Annotated in this window: 11 protein-coding genes; 5 read left to right on the plus strand and 6 right to left on the minus strand. The window is 72.8% G+C overall.

The genetic code is table 11. The features are described 5' to 3' along the window. Positions 1–20: 20 nt before the first annotated feature. Positions 21–1,940 (minus strand): ABCB family ABC transporter ATP-binding protein/permease, encoded by a 1,920-nt coding sequence (locus GGQ91_RS14440; protein WP_179696555.1) that lies wholly within the window; start codon positions 1,938–1,940, stop codon positions 21–23. Positions 1,941–2,025: 85 nt separating this feature from the next. Continuing rightward, entirely contained in the window at positions 2,026–2,220 is a 195-nt protein-coding gene (locus GGQ91_RS14445; protein WP_043383150.1) for a DUF1127 domain-containing protein, read from the minus strand. A gap of 104 nt (positions 2,221–2,324) precedes the next feature. Here GGQ91_RS14445 and GGQ91_RS14450 point away from each other — a divergent pair, with 104 nt between their 5' ends. After that, a complete protein-coding gene (locus GGQ91_RS14450; RefSeq protein WP_043347461.1) occupies positions 2,325–3,659 on the plus strand; it encodes an aminotransferase-like domain-containing protein in 1,335 nt (444 codons plus the stop codon). Between the two features lie 311 nt (positions 3,660–3,970). On the opposite strand, the gene GGQ91_RS14455 is transcribed toward GGQ91_RS14450, so the two are convergent. Further along, entirely contained in the window at positions 3,971–5,461 is a 1,491-nt protein-coding gene (locus tag GGQ91_RS14455; RefSeq protein WP_053608321.1) for a LysM peptidoglycan-binding domain-containing protein, read from the minus strand. Between the two features lie 220 nt (positions 5,462–5,681). Between GGQ91_RS14455 and GGQ91_RS14460 the strand changes: the two genes are divergently transcribed. From GGQ91_RS14460 to GGQ91_RS14470, 3 genes are all read left to right on the plus strand, one after another. Beyond that, positions 5,682–6,278 carry an LOG family protein gene (locus tag GGQ91_RS14460; protein WP_043347456.1) on the plus strand — a complete coding sequence of 199 codons (597 nt, stop codon included), beginning with the start codon at positions 5,682–5,684 and terminating at the stop codon, positions 6,276–6,278. Positions 6,279–6,334: 56 nt separating this feature from the next. Continuing rightward, a complete protein-coding gene (locus GGQ91_RS14465) occupies positions 6,335–8,101 on the plus strand; it encodes a methanol/ethanol family PQQ-dependent dehydrogenase (RefSeq protein ID WP_043347454.1) in 1,767 nt (588 codons plus the stop codon). A 409-nt stretch (positions 8,102–8,510) separates the two neighbouring features. Beyond that, positions 8,511–11,726: an autotransporter family protein gene (locus GGQ91_RS14470; RefSeq protein WP_182592250.1), complete on the plus strand. Its 3,216-nt coding sequence runs from the start codon at positions 8,511–8,513 to the stop codon at positions 11,724–11,726. On the opposite strand, the gene GGQ91_RS14475 is transcribed toward GGQ91_RS14470, so the two are convergent. Further along, positions 11,710–12,630, minus strand: a complete 921-nt coding sequence (locus tag GGQ91_RS14475) for a LysR family transcriptional regulator (RefSeq protein ID WP_182592251.1) — start codon at positions 12,628–12,630, stop codon at positions 11,710–11,712. The two genes, GGQ91_RS14470 and GGQ91_RS14475, sit on opposite strands and share 17 nt — an antisense overlap. Positions 12,631–12,722: 92 nt before the next feature. Between GGQ91_RS14475 and GGQ91_RS14480 the strand changes: the two genes are divergently transcribed. Then, on the plus strand, positions 12,723–13,592 hold the full coding sequence (locus GGQ91_RS14480; RefSeq protein ID WP_182592252.1) for an aldo/keto reductase family oxidoreductase: 870 nt from the start codon (positions 12,723–12,725) through the stop codon (positions 13,590–13,592). Between the two features lie 157 nt (positions 13,593–13,749). Here the strand turns inward: GGQ91_RS14480 and GGQ91_RS14485 are convergent, their stop codons facing one another. Both GGQ91_RS14485 and GGQ91_RS14490 read right to left on the minus strand, forming a co-directional pair. Further along, positions 13,750–14,979 carry an ABC transporter substrate-binding protein gene (locus tag GGQ91_RS14485; RefSeq protein ID WP_182592253.1) on the minus strand — a complete coding sequence of 410 codons (1,230 nt, stop codon included), beginning with the start codon at positions 14,977–14,979 and terminating at the stop codon, positions 13,750–13,752. A 245-nt stretch (positions 14,980–15,224) separates the two neighbouring features. Continuing rightward, positions 15,225–16,112 (minus strand): beta-keto acid cleavage family enzyme, encoded by an 888-nt coding sequence (locus tag GGQ91_RS14490; RefSeq protein ID WP_182592254.1) that lies wholly within the window; start codon positions 16,110–16,112, stop codon positions 15,225–15,227. Positions 16,113–16,127: the final 15 nt, after the last annotated feature.

Here is a 16,127-nt window from a genome sequence, read left to right on the forward strand (position 1 = left end):
GTCCGCTTGTGTCCGCCCGGTCACTCCGCGGCTTCGGTCTCGGGCAGGGCCGCCTGCCCGGGCCGGGGCGCCACCGGTGCGTCGGCGCGCTGCAGAACCTCCAGGGCCGCATCGGCCTCCCGCTGGCGGTCCCAGAGCGCCGCGTAGACGCCCCCGGCCTCCAGCAGCTCCGCATGGGTGCCGCGCTCGACGATGCGGCCGTGGTCGAGGACCAGGATCGCGTCGGCGTTGACCACCGTGGACAGCCGGTGGGCGATCACCAGGGTGGTGCGGCCGCGGCTGACCCGGTCCAGCGCCGACTGGATCTCCGCCTCCGTGAAGGAATCGAGCGCCGAGGTCGCCTCGTCGAGCACAAGGATCGGCGGCGCCTTGAGGATGGTCCGGGCGATGGCGACCCGCTGCTTCTCGCCGCCCGAGAGCTTCAGGCCGCGCTCGCCCACCGGCGTGTCGTAGCCCTCCGGCAGGCTCGAGACGAAGCGGTCGATCTGCGCGAGCCGGGCCGCCTCGCGCAGCTCCGCGTCGGTGGCGTCGGCCCGGCCGTAGCGGATGTTATATCCGATCGTGTCGTTGAACAGCACCGTGTCCTGCGGGACCATGCCGATGGCTGCCCTCAGGGATTCCTGCGTCACCGCCGCGATGTCCTGCCCGTCGATGCTGATCCGCCCGCCCTGCGGCTCGTAGAACCGGAACAGCAGGCGCGAGAGCGTCGACTTGCCCGCCCCCGAGGGCCCGACCACCGCCACCGTCTGGCCCGCCGGGATCGCGAAGGAAACGCCGCGCAGGATCGGCCGCTCCGGATGGTAGGCGAAGCGGACATCCTCGAACCGCACCGTGCCGCCCGCCACCGCGAGCGGCGCGGCGCCCGGCCGGTCGGCGATCTCGGGGTTCTGCCCGAGGATGCGGAACATGTCGTCGATGTCGATGAGCGCCTGTTTGATCTCGCGGTAGATCATGCCCATGAAGTTGAGGGGCATCGAGAGCTGCACCAGCATGGTGTTGGCGAGCACGAAGCCGCCGATCGTGGTGCGCCCGGCCAGGATGTCCCGGGCGGCGAGCCACATCACCACGGTCATGCCCAGGGTGAAGATCACCGCCTGCCCGGCATTGAGCACCGCCAGGGACACGTAGGTCTGCGTCGAGGCCTTCTCGTACCGCGCCATCGACTCGTCGTAGCGGGCGGCCTCGCGGCGCTCGGCGCCGAAATACTTGACGGTCTCGTAGTTGAGCAGCGAATCGACCGCCTTGGTGTTGGCGTCCGTGTCCGAGGCGTTCATCCGGCGGCGGATGGCGATCCGCCACTCGGTCGCCTTGTAGGTGAAGGCGAGATAGGCCGCGACCGTCACGAAGGCGGTCGCCGCGTAGGTCCAGCTGAACTCGTAGGCCAGCACGCCGAGCACCAGCACGAACTCGACGATGGTCGGCACGAGCGTCAGCACCATCAGGCGCGACAATTCCTCGATGCCGGCGCGGCCGCGCTCCAGCACCCGGGTGAGGCCGCCGGTCTTGCGCTCCAGGTGGAAGCGCAGGGACAGCCGGTGCATGTGCTCGAAGGTCTGGAGCGCGAGGCGCCGCACCGCATGCATCGCCACCTTGGCGAACAGACCGTCGCGCACCTGGGTCAGCGCCGACATGGCGATCCGCGAGACGCCGTAGAGGGCGATCAAGAGCATCGGCGCGGCGAGCAGCCCCGTGGGCACCGGTGCGTCCTTGCCCCCCACGGCAGCGACCAGCGCGTCGGTGATCCACTTGAAGGTGAACGGCGTCACCATCGTCACCAGCTTGGCGGCGAGCAGCAGGCCGAAGGCCAGGAAGACGCGGCGCTGCAGGTCGGGCCGGCCATGGGGCCAGAGATGCGGCCAGAGCCGGCGGTAGGTGGCGATCAGGCCGGGGCGCTCGGCCGGGAGAGGCGGCCCGGCCTGAGGCGCGGTCTTGTCGGTCATGCGGGTTCTGTCGGGAGGGAATGCTGAGTCCCGCATATAGGCGCGGGGCGGCGCGGGATCACCCGCGCTGCGCGCAGGGCACCCGTCACGCCCGCCAGAACGGCTTCGCGATCTCGATGCGCAGCGCCCACGGCTCCAGGCCGGCATCCCGGGCCTGATCGGGGTGGAGCGCCGCGAGGGCACGCCGGGTGCGGATCCGATTCAGCCACGTCCGTAGCAGGGACGGGCGCGCGGCGGGGCGGCGAAGGGCGGGTGACGAAGACAATGTGACGGCGGGCATCGCGGTCGATCCGATGGCGGGGATGCAGTCCGGCCGGGATTGCTGGCGGAGCATTGATCCGATACACATCTCGGATCAATCGAAACATTGACCTCGGAGCAATGATGCGCGCCGCGGATTACCGCTCCGTCGCCGACGCGATCGCCGCCGACATTGCGGCGGGCCGGCTGCGCCCCGGGGCGCGGCTGCCGCCGCAGCGGGACTTCGCCTACGCCCGGGGCATCGCGGTCTCGACGGCGAGCCGGGTCTACGCGGAACTGGCCCGCCGGGGGCTGGTGACCGGCGAGGTCGGGCGGGGCACCTATGTCCGCAGCGATCCGGGGCAGGCCGGCCTGCTCCGGCCGGAGCCGCCCGCGGCGGCCCTCGACCTGCAGCGGACCCATTCGCGCCTGCCGGAGCAGGAGGCGGTCCTGTCCGAGACCCTGGCGGCGCTGGCCCGCAGTGGCGCCGAGATCGGCTTCAGCCAGTACGGTCCCGCGGGCACGCCGCGGGCGCAGGCCGTCGCCGCCGGGTTCCTGGCCCGGGAGGGCTACGCCCCCGATCCCGCCGATATCCTGTTCACCGGCAACGGCCGGCAGGCGCTCGCCGCCGCCCTGGCGGCCCTGGCGGCGCCCGGCGAGCGGATCGGCTGCGAGCCCCTGACCTATCCGGGGGTGAAGGGCATCGCGGCGCGGCTCGGGATCACGCTGATCCCGCTGGCGATGGATGCCGAGGGAGTCTGTCCCGAGGCGCTGCTCCAGGCCCACCGGGCGACCCCGCTGAGCGGGGTCTATCTCCAGCCGACCCTGCACAATCCCCTCGGCGCCACGATGGGGCCGGCGCGGCGGGCCGCCCTGGCGGAGGTCCTGGATCGCACCGGGCTCATCGCCATCGAGGACGCGGTCTACAGTTTCCTGGCCGAGGCGCCGCCGTTGGCCGGCCTCGTACCGCACCGGGTGATCTTCGTGGACAGCCTGTCGAAGCGGGTGATGCCGGCCCTGACGGTCGGCCTGATCGCCGCGCCGCCTGCCCTGACCGACCGGCTCGCCGCCTCCGTCCGCCAGGGGGCCTGGACGGTGCTCGGCCTGTCGCTCGCGGCCGGCATGCACTGGATGGCCGGGGGCTCGGCGGCGGCGCTGGCCGAGGCCAAGCGCCACGATGCGGCGGCCCGGCAGGCTCTGGCCCGGGCCGCGCTCGCCGACCTCCGGGTGGTGGGCGATCCGCAGGCCTACCACCTCTGGCTGGAACTGCCCGAGACGTGGCGGGCCGAGGCCTACGCGGCCGCGGCCCTGCGCCAGGGCATCGCCCTCCTCCCGGCCTCGGCCTTCGCGGTCCATCCCGGCCACGCGCCGAACGCGGTGCGCCTCGCCCTGGCCTCCCCGTCCCGCGCGGACCTCGACGGGGCGCTGCGCAGCCTGCGCCGCCTGGCGTTTGCGGGCGACGATCAGGTCGTGGAGTGAGGCGGGTCTTGGGACGGCGCCGGTGCCCGGCTCTGCCCGGCTCTGCCCGGCTCTGCCCGGGCTGTGCCGCCCGCGGTCACGGCGGTGCGCGTGACGACGGTTCGGCGGCATCGACCGGAGGCGGTCCGGGCGCCTTGCGCGCGGGGACCCGTCCCGTCCCTGGGCCTCGCCCTGATTGGCGATCAGGATTCTGGAGCCCTCCTGCGAGGCCCGCGCGCGCGGGCACCCCAGGACGAGGTCGTGGTCTGGAGCTCCGGCGTTTCAGGCCGCCCCGGCGGCCCTGAGGACGGTCGGGCAGGCCCCGAAGCCGCTCAGCCGCGCTTGTCGGCGGGGAGCACGAAGATCTGGCCCGGATAGATCAGGTCCGGATCGCGGATCTGGTTCTGGTTGGCGTCGTAGATCACCGTGTAGCGCTCGCCCCGGCCATAGGTGCGCTGGCTGATGCGCCACAGATTGTCGCCGCGGGTGATCCGGGCCGTGCTGATCTCCGGCACGAACACCGTCCCGGCCCGGTTCGGCCCCGCCATGTCGGCCACCAGGGGGCTCGCTCCGGCGGCCGGGGGCGAGGCCGCGGCCGGCCGGTCCCGATCGGCCCCGTCGCGGGCGTCGCCGGCCCGCGCGTCCGGGGCCCGCGCCCCGTCCTGGGCGGCCGAGGGCGCGGGCTCGGCGGGTTCCCGGGCGGCGAGCTGCGCCGGCTCGGGCACCGACAGGGGCACCGCCGCGCGGCTGGCGACCTTGCCGGTGGCCGGGTCGACCTCATCGATCCGCACTTGGTACTGGCCGGACTTGAGACCGCGCCCGATGGTGAAGGTCGCCCGGCCGTCCGGCCCGATGCTGCCGGGGGCGATCAGCGTGTCGTTGAGGTAGAGCTGGATCCTGGCTCCCGGCGTACCGGTGGCCGTCACGAACAGGCGGCCGTTCCCCTGCACGTCCACGCTGACGATCCGGGTCGGCGCCGACCCGGGCGCCGCGGCCTCGCGGGTCTCGCCGCTCCCGGCCGGCCGCGCGGCCTGCGCAGGGTCGGCGGGCCTGGAGCCGGGCTCGGTGCTGGGCTGAGAGCTGGGCTTGGATCCGGCCCAGCCATCCGCCTTGCCTCCCGCTTTGGCGTCGGCCGTCGCGCCGGGGGCGCCGGGCTGCGACAGCACCACGGTCGCGGCGTCCGGGGCGGTCAGGGCCACCAGGGGCTGGCGATCCCGGCCGGGGGCGACATCCACCGCGACGCTCTGCTGCGACTCGGTCGCGCGCCCGTCCTTGCCGGTCATGCGCAGGCGGAGGGTGCTGGCCCCCGCCGGCAGGGCCGGCGGCACGATCGCGAACTGGCCGTTGGCGTCGGCCTTGGCCCGGGCCACCGGCCTGCCGTCGACCAGCATCTCGATCCCGGCATCCGGCGCACCGCGGCCGGCCACCACGGCGTCGCCGTTCGGCTCGACCCGGACGATGTCGAAGCGCGGCGCCTCGGCGGCGTCCGGCAGGCGCGCATCCGGGCTTGGGCCGGCCTGCGGCGCTCCGGGTGCGGCGGCGCGGGGATCCTGCGGGCGGGCGGCCATGTTGCCCGCCCCCGGCGCCGGGCTCGCCCGGCCCGGCTTGTCGTCGCGAAAGTCGATGGTCGGGTCGGGGCGACCGGCCACGGCGCCCGGATCGGTCAGGCCGCGCAGGCTGGCGCTCGGCGCGGGGGCGTCCGGAACGGGACGGCCGGTGAGCCGCCGCAGGGAATCGCCGCCGAACAGCGCCAGCACGAGTCCCAGTCCGCCGAGAAGGCCGGCGAGCGCCAGGGCGAGACTGCGCCGCACCTGTCTCGACATCGCCACGAAGGCCTCCCCTGATCCTGCCGCCGCCCGTCGGGCCGCCCCGCGCGAAAACCGTCGACGGCGCCGCCCATAATACCGTACATGGTCCTGACACCAAGCCGTCCCGCCGTCCAGGCGGGCGAATCCCCCGCGAATTCAGCAGTTTGGCGCGTGGAGTGCCGGGCGCGGGGCGTGTTCTGGACGGCTCGCAACGGACGCGCGAGGAGGGCGCCGGATGGCCCCGGTGAGGACAGTCTGTGTCTATTGCGGCTCCGGCTTCGGCCGCGACCCGGCCTTCCGCGAGGCCGCGGAGGTCCTCGGGACCGCGCTCGCGCAGGCGGGGATGCGCCTCGTCTACGGCGGCGGCGATGTCGGCCTGATGGGAACGGTCGCCCGGGCGGCGCTCGCCGCCGGCGGCCACGTCACCGGCATCATCCCGGATTTCCTCCAGGCGCGGGAGCACATGCTGGCGGACGTCCAGGAGACCGTGGTGGTGCCCGACATGCACACCCGCAAGCGCCTGATGTTCGAGCACTCGGATGCCTTCGTGACCCTGCCGGGCGGCATCGGCACCCTGGAAGAGCTGGTCGAGCAGCTGACCTGGGCGCAGCTCGGGCGGCACCGGAAGCCGGTGGTGCTGGTCTCGGTGGCGGAGTTCTGGGCGCCGCTGCTCGCCCTGTTCGAGCACATGCGCGGCCACGGCTTCATCCGCGAGGGCCTCGACCTGAGCTACCTCGTCGCCCGCGAGGCGGCCGAGGTGGTGCCGATGCTCCGCACGGCCGGCCACGAGCCGGATCCCCAGGCCGAGACCATCGTCCAGCAGCGGATGTGAGGCGGTCCGGGCGGGATCCGGTGCGCCGGCGACCGCGCGGCGGGAGGATTTTCAGGATGCGCGCTTCCCTCCTCGCGGCCCTGCCGCTCGCCGGCCTCGCCGGCGCGGCCTCGGCCGGACCCGCGCCGGTCCTCCAGACCCTGGACTACGCCAACACCCGCTATTCGGATCTCGCCCAGATCGACGCCGGCAATGTCGGGCGCCTGAAGGTCGCCTGGACCTTCTCCACCGGCGTCCTGCGCGGCCACGAGGGCGCGCCGATCGTGGTCGGGCACGTGATGATCGTGCACACGCCCTTCCCCAACGTGGTCTACGCCCTCGACCTCGACCATGACGGCCGAATCCTGTGGCGCTACGCCCCCCGGCAGGAGGCCGGCGTCATCGCCGTCATGTGCTGCGACACGGTCTCCCGCGGGCTGGCCTACGCGGACGGGCGGCTGTTCCTGCAGCTGGCCGACACCACCGTGGTCGCCCTCGACCCCGAGACCGGCCGGGTGCTGTGGTCGGTGAAGAACGGCGATCCGGGCCGGGGCGAGACCAACACCGCCACGGTCCTGCCGGTCCACGGCAAGCTCATCGTCGGGCTCGCGGGGGGCGAGTACGGGGCGCGCTGCCACGTCACCGCCTACGATCAGGCGACGGGCCGGCGCCTCTGGCGCGCCTACGCCACCGGGCCCGATGCCGACATGCTGGTCGATCCGGAGACGACGACCGAACTCGGGCGCCCGATCGGCAAGGATTCCTCGCTGACGAGCTGGGAGGGCGACCAATGGCGGACCGGCGGCGCCTGCAGCTGGGGCTGGTTCTCCTACGATCCCGACCTGAACCTCGTCTATTACGGCACCGGCAACCCCGCGACCTGGAACCCGTCCCAGCGCCCCGGCGACAACCGCTGGTCCATGGCGATCATCGCCCGCGACGCCGACACGGGCATGGCCCGCTGGGTCTACCAGATGACCCCCCACGACCAGTGGGACTATGACGGCGTCAACGAGATGATCCTCACCGAGCAGGTGATCGCCGGGCGGTCGCGCAAGGTGCTGACCCATTTCGACCGGAACGGCTTCGGCTACACGCTCGACCGCGCCACGGGCGAAGTGCTGGTGGCGGAGAAGTTCGATCCCACGGTCAACTGGGCCAGCCGGATCGTGATGGACCCCGCCGCCCCCGATTACGGCCGGCCGGTGGTCGACAAGCGCTATGCGCCCGGGGAGGCCGACGAGGAGGAGGTGACCAAGAACATCTGCCCCGGGGCGCTGGGCGCCAAGAACCAGCAGCCCGCGGCCTACTCGCCCCTGACCCGGCTGTTCTACGTGCCGACCAACCACATGTGCATGGATTACGAGGCGTTCCGGGTCACCTACACGCCCGGCCAGCCCTATGTCGGCGCGACGCTCACCCTGCACCCGCCGGAGGGCTCGGACCGGACCGGGGCGTTCATCGCCTGGGACGGCGCCAAGGGCCGGATCGCCTGGACGATCCCGGAAGCCTTCTCGGTCTGGTCGGGGGCGCTGGCCACCGCCGGCAACGTGGTCTTCTACGGCACGCTGGAGGGCTACCTGAAGGCGGTCGATGCCCGGGACGGGCACGAGCTCTACCGGTTCAAGACGCCGTCCGGCATCGTCGGCAACGTCACCACCTACCTGCACGACGGGAAGCAGTACGTGGCGGTGCTCTCCGGGGTCGGCGGCTGGGCCGGGATCGGTCTGGCGGCCGGGCTCACCGATCCCGCCGACGGTTCGGGGGCGGTCGGCGGCTACGCGGCCCTGTCGCAATACACGGCGCCGGGCGGGCAGCTCACGGTGTTCGAACTGCCGAAGTAGGCCCGGCCGCCGGTCCCGGCGGCATCCGCACGCGCCGCCGGGCGATTCGCACGGCATCCCGCCGGGTCGCTTCGGCGCCGGATCCGCCCGGGCGCAATCCGGGCCGCCTCCCCTGCCCCGCCTGGCCCCGACCCCTGCAACCGCTCCCGGCCTCGGGCGCGGCTATTCAGGTGCGGCCGCACGTACGCGGCAATCGAAGGCCGAAACCCAGTTCTTGACGGATATTGTGATAGAATAAATCCGGACATCTCGGTATATTTTTCGAAAATAAGCCGACTTACAGAGTGTTGCTCCGAAGATACGAATCAAGAAGACGTCAGATGTTGAACGAAATATGACGATTTTCCACCGATGATCTTGGATATGGGGCGCGCGACCGGCCGGACGGGGCGGTGTCGGGGAGCGCATCATGAAACGGGGATATGGGGTCTCAATCGCCGCTCTGGCGGTCGCGATGCTCGGTTCGGGCGCCCAGGCACAGACGCCCGGTACGGGCAACGGCGTCGACATCCTGTCGGGCTTCGGGCGGATCTGGATCCCCGGACGGACCTACGACACCGGATCGCCCACGGCCCTCGGGGCGCCCCTCCTGCTGCGCAACATCCAGATCGTCGCCGAGCGGGCGCGGGAGCGGACTCTCGCGCAGGAGATTGCCGCCTATTACGACGACCGCCGCAACCAGAGCTACAGCGTCATCCACGGCCTCGGCCCACTGACCCAGGCCTATCTGGCGGGGTCCGGGGCGACCACCACGATCCCGGCCTTCGACGCGACCACGTCCCGCGTCCAGTATGTCGACCAGGGCACCGGCGCCGGCGTGACGACGTCGCCCCTCGGGAAGGTCGTGCAGCTGGTCAACGTGTTCCGGACCAACGCCTCCACCAGCCCGGCCAAGGACGCCTACAGCTACCCGCGCCCGTGGCGGCAGAGCCTGAACGGCGGAAGCCTCGGCTTCGTCGTGCCGCCCTCCCTCGTGCCGGAGAAGAGCCCGACGCCCGCGACGGATGGCGGCTTCCCGAGCGGCCACACCAACGCCGCCTACCTCTCGGCCCTCGCCCTGGCCTACGCGGTCCCGCAGCGGTTCCAGGAACTGCTCACCCGCGCCAGCGAGCTCGGTGACAACCGCATCGAGGCGGGGATGCACTCGCCCACCGACGTGATCGGCGGCCGCGTGCTGGCGACCTACTTCGCCATCCGGGCGCTCAACGACCCGGCCAACGCGACCCTGCTGGCGGACGCCGTCGCGCAGGCCCAGAGCTACCTGAGCCAGGCCTGCGGCGGGCCGGTGGAACGGTGCGCCCACGCCGCGGTCGATCCCGCCACCGACCGCTTCTCCGATTCTGCGCGCAACAAGGCCGCCTACACGGCGCGCCTCACCTACGGTCTCCCCTCGGTCGGACCCACCAATCTGCCGTCGGTGGTCCCGACGGGCGCCGAGGCGCTGCTCGCGACGCGCTTCCCCTACCTCACGGCGGCGCAGCGCCGCGACGTGATCGCCACCACCGAGCTGCCCTCCGGCGGGTTCCTCGACAACGGCCTGGGCTACGACCGCATCAACCTGTTCGCCGCCGCCGACGGCTACGGGGCCTTCAACGGTCCCGTCAGCGTCACCCTGGATGCAGCCAAGGGCGGCTTCTCGGCCTACGATGTGTGGCGCAACGATATCGGCGGCGCGGGCAGCCTCGAGAAGCTCGGCAGCGGCACCCTGGTGCTGGCCGGCGCCAACACCTACGCGGGCGGCACAACGATCGGTGGCGGGACGCTGGTCGGCCATGCCGGCGCCTTCGGCACGGGCGCGATCGTCGACAACGCGGCCCTCGTGGTCGATCAATCCGTCGACGGGACGCTGCCCAACGCCATCACGGGCTCCGGGACCCTGACCAAGACCAATGCCGGCACCCTCACGCTCACCGGCCTCAGCACGCTGAGCGGCGCCACCACGGTTCAGGCCGGGCGGCTCGCGGTGAACGGCTCCCTCGCCAACTCGGTCGTGTCGGTGCTGCCGGGGGCGGAGCTCGGCGGCTCCGGCACGGTGGGCGGGATCGGCGCGCTCTCGGGGGGCACCGTGTCTCCCGGCAACTCCATCGGCACGCTCACCGTCGCCGGCAATGCCGCCTTCGCGGCCGGCTCGACCTACCGGGTCGAGGCCAACGCCGCCGGACAGGCCGACCGCATCGCCGCCACCGGCAGCGCCACCCTGTCGGGCGGCACCGTCCAGGTGCTGGCCGCCTCGGGCGCCTACAACCCGCGCACCACCTACACGATCCTCTCCGCCGCCGGCGGCGTCTCGGGCCAGTTCGCCGGCGTGACGGCGAACCTCGCCTTCCTCAGCCCGGGCCTGCGCTACCGGACCGACGCGGTCGACCTGACCCTCACCCGCAACGACGTGCCGTTCGCCGCGTCAGCCACCAGCCGCAACGGCGCGGCCGCAGCCACCGCCGTCCAGGCGGCCGGCGGCGGCCGGCTCTTCGACGCGGCGGTCGCCTTCACCACGGCCGAGGCCGGCAACGCCTTCCGGGCGCTGGCGGGCGACATCCACGCCGGCACCGTGTCCACCGCCTACGAGACCGCGTTCTTCGTGCGCGAGGCGGTGCTCGACCGCCTGCGCTGGGGCAGCCCCGGCACCGGGCTCGATTACGGCACCCTGCCGGCCGCCTACGCGGCCGACCTGCCGGGGCGCCAGCCGGTGGTGGCGGGCGTGCCGGTGCGGACGCTCGACCCGCAGGTGTTCGGGCTCTGGGGCCAGGGCTTCGGCGCCTTCGGCACGGCCGAGGGCGGCGGCAACGCGTTCAACCTCGACCGGCAGATCGCCGGCTTCGCGGCGGGCGCGGATGTCCGCGTGTCGAACGGGCTGCGCGTCGGCGTGGTCGGCGGCTACACGGAGGCGTATCTCGACAGCGCCGGCCGGTCCGGCGGCACGAGCCGGGCGGAGAGCGCCACGCTCAAGAGCGGCTTCGGCGGCCTGTATGGCGGCTATGAGGTCGGGCCGTTGTCGCTGCGGCTGGGGGCGCTCTACGCCGGGACCGACACGCGCACCCGGCGGGCGGTGCTGTACGGGCTGTCGGACACGCTGAGCGGCCATGGCGGCGGCTATACGGTGCAGGGTTTCGGCGAGATCGGCTGGAGGATCGCGCTCGGCCAGCCGGCTCCGGCGGCTCTGGTGTCGAGGGACGGCGTCGCGGTGCCGGTGCCGCCGGCGGCCTCCTACGTCGAGCCGTTCGTCGGCGGGGCGTATGTCGGCATCCGGCGGGACGCCTTCGCGGAGACCGGGGGCGCGGCGGCGTTGGCGAGCGTCGCGCGGGACTACGATCTGGGCGCGGCGACCGTGGGGGTGCGGGCGCAGACGGGCCTGGAGCTGGGGTTGGGTCTTCCGGTGACGCTGCGGGGTCTGGTCGGCTACCGGCGGGCGTTCGGCGACGTGGTGCCGACGGCCCTGCTGCGGTTCGGCACGGGCCCGGCCTTCCTGAGCGCGGGCGTGCCGATCGACCGGGACGCGCTGGTGGCGCAGGTCGGGCTCGATCTGGCGGTGGCGCCGAACGCGAGCCTGGGCGTGGCCTACACGGGCCAGACCGGCGCCCGCGCCCAGGATCAGGCCGTGAAGGGCACCTTCACCCTCCGGTTCTAGCGCGCGACGCCTGCGCGCCGACGAAATCCACGAAGGCGCGCAGGGGCGCCGGCAGGAGCCGCCGGCCCGGATAGTAGAGGAACGGGCCGGAGAAGACCTGCCACCAGGGTTCCAGCACCGGCTCCAGGGCGCCGCTCGCGAGCTGCGGGCGCAGCCAGTCCTCGAACAGGTGGACGATCCCGGTTCCCGCGACCGCGGCTTCCACCGCGAGGTCGCTGGCGGCGACCCGCACGATCAGCGGCCCGGACGGGTCCACCCGGACGATGTCGCCGTCGCGCTCGAACTCCCAGGGCGCCGTCAGGGCGCCGCTCGGGAACCGGCCGAGCAGGCAGGCATGGGCGAGGAGGTCGCGCGGATGCTCCGGCCGGCCGCGCCGGTCGAGATAGGCCGGGGACGCGGCGGTGGCGAAGCGCTGCCGCCGCGGGCCGATCGGCACGGCGATCATGTCCTGCTCCAGCCGCTCGTCGTAGCGGATCCCGGCGTCGCAGCCCGCCGCCAGCACGTCGACGAACCCGTCCTCGACGACCGCCTCCAGGCGGATCTCTGGATAGGCCGCCAGGAAGGGCGGCACGAGGGCCGGCAGGACGAGGCGCGCCGCGCTCAGCGGCACGTTGAGCCGCAGCGTCCCGGCCGGCCGGTCGCGGAACCCGTTCACCACGTCGAGGGCGGATTCCACCTCGGCCAAAGCCGGGCCGAGCCGCTCCAGCAGGCGCATGCCCGCCTCGGTGGGCGCGACGCTGCGGGTGGTGCGGTTCAGGAGGCGCACGCCGAGCCCCGTCTCCAGCCGGCGCACCGCCTCACTGAGGCGCGACGCGCTCCCGCCCCCGGCGCGGGCGGCCTCGCGGAAGCCGCCGGCCCGCGCCACGGTCACGAAGGCGGCGAGGTCCGTGAGATCCTGGGTCATTGTTCGAAGATCCGCACAGCCCGTGCCGATTGTCACCGCTTATCTGTCGAATCGCTGGCGTCTACATCCGGGACGCGAACAGGAGATCCGTCATGACCGACATCGCGCAGGCCGGCACGTTCCAACTCGGCGACCGCAGGGTGAAGCGGCTCGGCTACGGGGCCATGCAACTCGCCGGGCCGGGCGTGTTCGGGCCGCCCAGGGACCGCGCCGCCGCCATCGCGGTGCTGCGCGCGGCCGTCGCCGCGGGCGTCGACCACATCGACACCAGCGACTTCTACGGGCCGCACGTCACCAACCAGATCATCCGCGAGGCGCTGCACCCCTACCCGGACGACCTCGTGATCGTCACCAAGGTCGGCGCGAAGCGCGGGGCCGACGCCTCGTGGAACCCGGCCTTCTCGGCCGCGGAGCTGACGCAGGCGGTCCACGACAATCTGCGCAACCTCGGCGTCGAGGCCCTCGACGTGGTCAACCTGCGCCTGATGTTCGACGTCCACGGGCCGGCGGAGGGCCCGGTCGAGGCGCCGCTCACCGTGCTGGCCGATCTCCAGCGCCGGGGGCTGATCCGCCGGATCGGCCTGAGCAACGCCACGCCGCGTCAGGTGGCGGACGGGCGCCGGATCGCCGACATCGTCTGCGTGCAGAACCAGTACAATCTCGCCCACCGGGGCGACGACGCCTTCATCGACGCCCTCGCGGCTTCCGGCACCGCCTACGTGCCGTTCTTCCCGCTGGGCGGGTTCAGCCCGCTGCAATCGGGCACCCTGTCGGAGGTGGCCGCCGGGCTCGGCGCGACGCCGATGCAGGTGGCGCTCGCGTGGCTGCTCCGCCGGTCGCCCAACATCCTGCTGATCCCGGGGACGTCGTCCCTCGGCCACCTGCGCGAGAACCTCGCGGCGGCGGAACTCAGCCTGCCGGAGGAGGCCATGGCGGCGCTCGACCGGATCGGGGCGGCGTGAGAGGCGCTCATCCGACCCCCGCCCTCATCCTGAGGTGCTGGAGCGAAGCGGAAGCCTCGAAGGAGCCCTCCCGATACCGCCGCGATCCCTGGAGCCCTCCTTCGCGGCCGCTGCGCGGCACCTCAGGCTGAGGGGTTTGGTGGGATAGCTCGGGCCCCTACTTCGCGGTCATGCCGGCCACCATCGGGCAGCCGCCCTCGCTCATCGGGCGGAAGGCCTGCTCGGCGGGGATCGTCTCCAGCACCTTGTAGAGGTCCCACGCGCCCTTCGACTCGGAGGGCGCCTTGGCCTCGAACAGGTACATCGGGTGGATCTTGCGCCCGTCCGGCCGGATCGAGCCCTTGCCGAACAGCGGGTCGTCGGTGGGCATCTCCTTCATCTTGGCCACCACGGCGGCGCCGTCCTTGGCCGAATGCAGGGCCGCCACCGCCTTCAGGTAGTGCAGCGTGCTGGCGTAGACGCCCGCCTGGTACGAGGTCGGCTTCTTGCCGGGCATGCGCTTCTCGAACCGCTCCGCGAAGGCGCGGGTGCCGTCGTTGAGGTCCCAGTAGAACGAGGCCGTGAAGTCGAGCCCCTGCGCCACCTCCAGGCCCAGCGAGTGGATGTCGGTGATGGCGATCAGCAGGGCGGCGATCTTCTGGCCGCCCTGGCGGATGCCGAACTCGTGCGCCTGCTTGATGGCGTTGGCGGCGTCGAGGCCGGCATCGGCGAGCCCGATCACCTGCGCCCCCGAGGCCTGGGCCTGGAGAAGGAACGAGGAGAAGTCCGGGTTCGGGAAGGGCGTGCGCACGCCGCCGACGACCGTGCCGCCGTTCTTCTCCACCACGGCCTTGGTGTCGCGCTCCAGGGCGAGGCCGAAGGCGTAGTCGGCGGTGATGAAGTACCAGGTCTTGCCGCCGCGCTTGAGCATCGCCTTGCCGGTGCCGTTGGCGAGCGCCGCCGTGTCGTAGGTCCAGTGCACGGTGTTGGGCGTGCAGGCCGGCCCGGTGAGGTCGGCGGTGCCGCCGCCCGAGTTGATGAAGGCCTTGTTCTTCTCCTTGGTGATCTGCGCGATGGCGAGCGCCACCGAGGAGGTCGGCACGTCGAACACCGCGTCGACGCCGTCGCGGTCGTACCATTGCCGGGTGACGGAGGCGCCGACATCGGGCTTGTTCTGGTGGTCGGCGGAGACGACCTCGACCTTCAGCCCGTGCGCCTCCGGCTTGAAGTCCTCGACCGCCATGCGGGCGGCCACCACCGAGCCCTCGCCGGTGGAATCGAAGTAGACGCCCGAGCGGTCGTTCAGGACGCCGATCTTCACCGGGACGAGGTCGGCCGCGAAGGCGGCGCCGGCGCCGAGCGCGCACAAGCTCCCGAGCAGTCGCGCGACGTGGTGGCGGACCGTCATGTCTCTCTCCCTGTTTGTCCGAACGCGGCGGCGTTGATCGCCGCTCGGTTCTTCTCAGGGTGCAGACTATCCGGGGGGGATCGCGGTCGATACGGCAACGCGTGAGGATGCGGGCGTTCCGTCAGGGGCCGCCTTCCCCGCCCGCGACGACGCTTCGGTGATCGCGGACGGGCATTCGCTTCTCCGAGGCGCCACCCCGTCTTCGCTGCGCACGTGATGACGGGTGAGCGGCGGCGACCGGACTCTCAACCGCCCCGCGGCGCCAGCCCGAAGATCGCCCGCGCCTGATCGGGCGTGGCCGGCGCACGGTCGATATGGGCCAGCAGGTTCACGGCCTTCTCCACCAGCGCGGCGTTGCTCGGCGCGAGGGTGCCGCGGGACAGGTACAGGTTGTCCTCCAGCCCGACGCGGACGTTGCCGCCCATGCCGGCGGCGACCGCGAGGATCGGGAACTCCTCACGGCCGATGCCGAAGGCCGACCAGACCGCGTCCTCCGGCAGCCGGGCGCGCATCGCCACCAGGGCTTCCGGTGTCGCCGGCGCTCCCCAGGGAATGCCGAGGCAGATCTGGAACAGCGGCGGCCGCGCCAGATGCCCCTCGGCGATCAGGTGCCGGGCCAGCTCGATCTGGCCGAGATCGAACACTTCGATCTCGGGCTTCACGCCCGCGTCGCGGATGTGACCCGCCATCGCCCGCAGGTGGCCGGGGGTGTTGAGGAACAGGTGCTCGCCGAAATTCATCGTGGCGACGTCGAGGGTGCAGATCTCGGGTGTGAGTGCCGCCACGTGCCGGGTGCGGGCTTCCGGGCTCACGAAGGTGGTGCCCGGGCCGGCGACGGCCGGATCGGGATCGCCGGGCACGAACCGGCCCCCCGCCCCCGTGGTCAGGTTGAGGATCACGCTGTCGTTCTGGTCGCGGATCCGTTCCACCACCTCGCGGTAATGGGCCAACTCCATGCTGGGCGCGGCGGTCTCGGGATCGCGGACGTGGATGTGGACCACCGCGGCCCCGGCGGCGGCGGCCTCGAGGGCCGACTGGGCGATGGCCTTCGGGCTCACCGGCACGGCCGGATTCTTCTTCGGCGTGTCGAAGGAGCCCGTGAGGGCACAGGTGATGACGGTGGTGCTCGACATCGTATCCTCCCCGGG

The organism is Methylobacterium fujisawaense (assembly GCF_014138435.1).
Taxonomy (GTDB): Bacteria; Pseudomonadota; Alphaproteobacteria; order Rhizobiales; family Beijerinckiaceae; genus Methylobacterium; species Methylobacterium fujisawaense.

Coding starts and splice junctions, on each gene's coding strand:
- GGQ91_RS14455 (WP_053608321.1), bottom strand. CDS start 5,461: ATGTCGAGACAGGTGCGGCGCAGTCTCGCCCTGGCGCTCGCCGGCCTT.
- GGQ91_RS14475 (WP_182592251.1), bottom strand. CDS start 12,630: ATGACCCAGGATCTCACGGACCTCGCCGCCTTCGTGACCGTGGCGCGG.
- GGQ91_RS14485 (WP_182592253.1), bottom strand. CDS start 14,979: ATGACGGTCCGCCACCACGTCGCGCGACTGCTCGGGAGCTTGTGCGCG.
- GGQ91_RS14440 (WP_179696555.1), bottom strand. CDS start 1,940: ATGACCGACAAGACCGCGCCTCAGGCCGGGCCGCCTCTCCCGGCCGAG.
- GGQ91_RS14480 (WP_182592252.1), top strand. CDS start 12,723: ATGACCGACATCGCGCAGGCCGGCACGTTCCAACTCGGCGACCGCAGG.
- GGQ91_RS14470 (WP_182592250.1), top strand. CDS start 8,511: ATGAAACGGGGATATGGGGTCTCAATCGCCGCTCTGGCGGTCGCGATG.
- GGQ91_RS14445 (WP_043383150.1), bottom strand. CDS start 2,220: ATGCCCGCCGTCACATTGTCTTCGTCACCCGCCCTTCGCCGCCCCGCC.
- GGQ91_RS14465 (WP_043347454.1), top strand. CDS start 6,335: ATGCGCGCTTCCCTCCTCGCGGCCCTGCCGCTCGCCGGCCTCGCCGGC.
- GGQ91_RS14450 (WP_043347461.1), top strand. CDS start 2,325: ATGCGCGCCGCGGATTACCGCTCCGTCGCCGACGCGATCGCCGCCGAC.
- GGQ91_RS14490 (WP_182592254.1), bottom strand. CDS start 16,112: ATGTCGAGCACCACCGTCATCACCTGTGCCCTCACGGGCTCCTTCGAC.
- GGQ91_RS14460 (WP_043347456.1), top strand. CDS start 5,682: ATGGCCCCGGTGAGGACAGTCTGTGTCTATTGCGGCTCCGGCTTCGGC.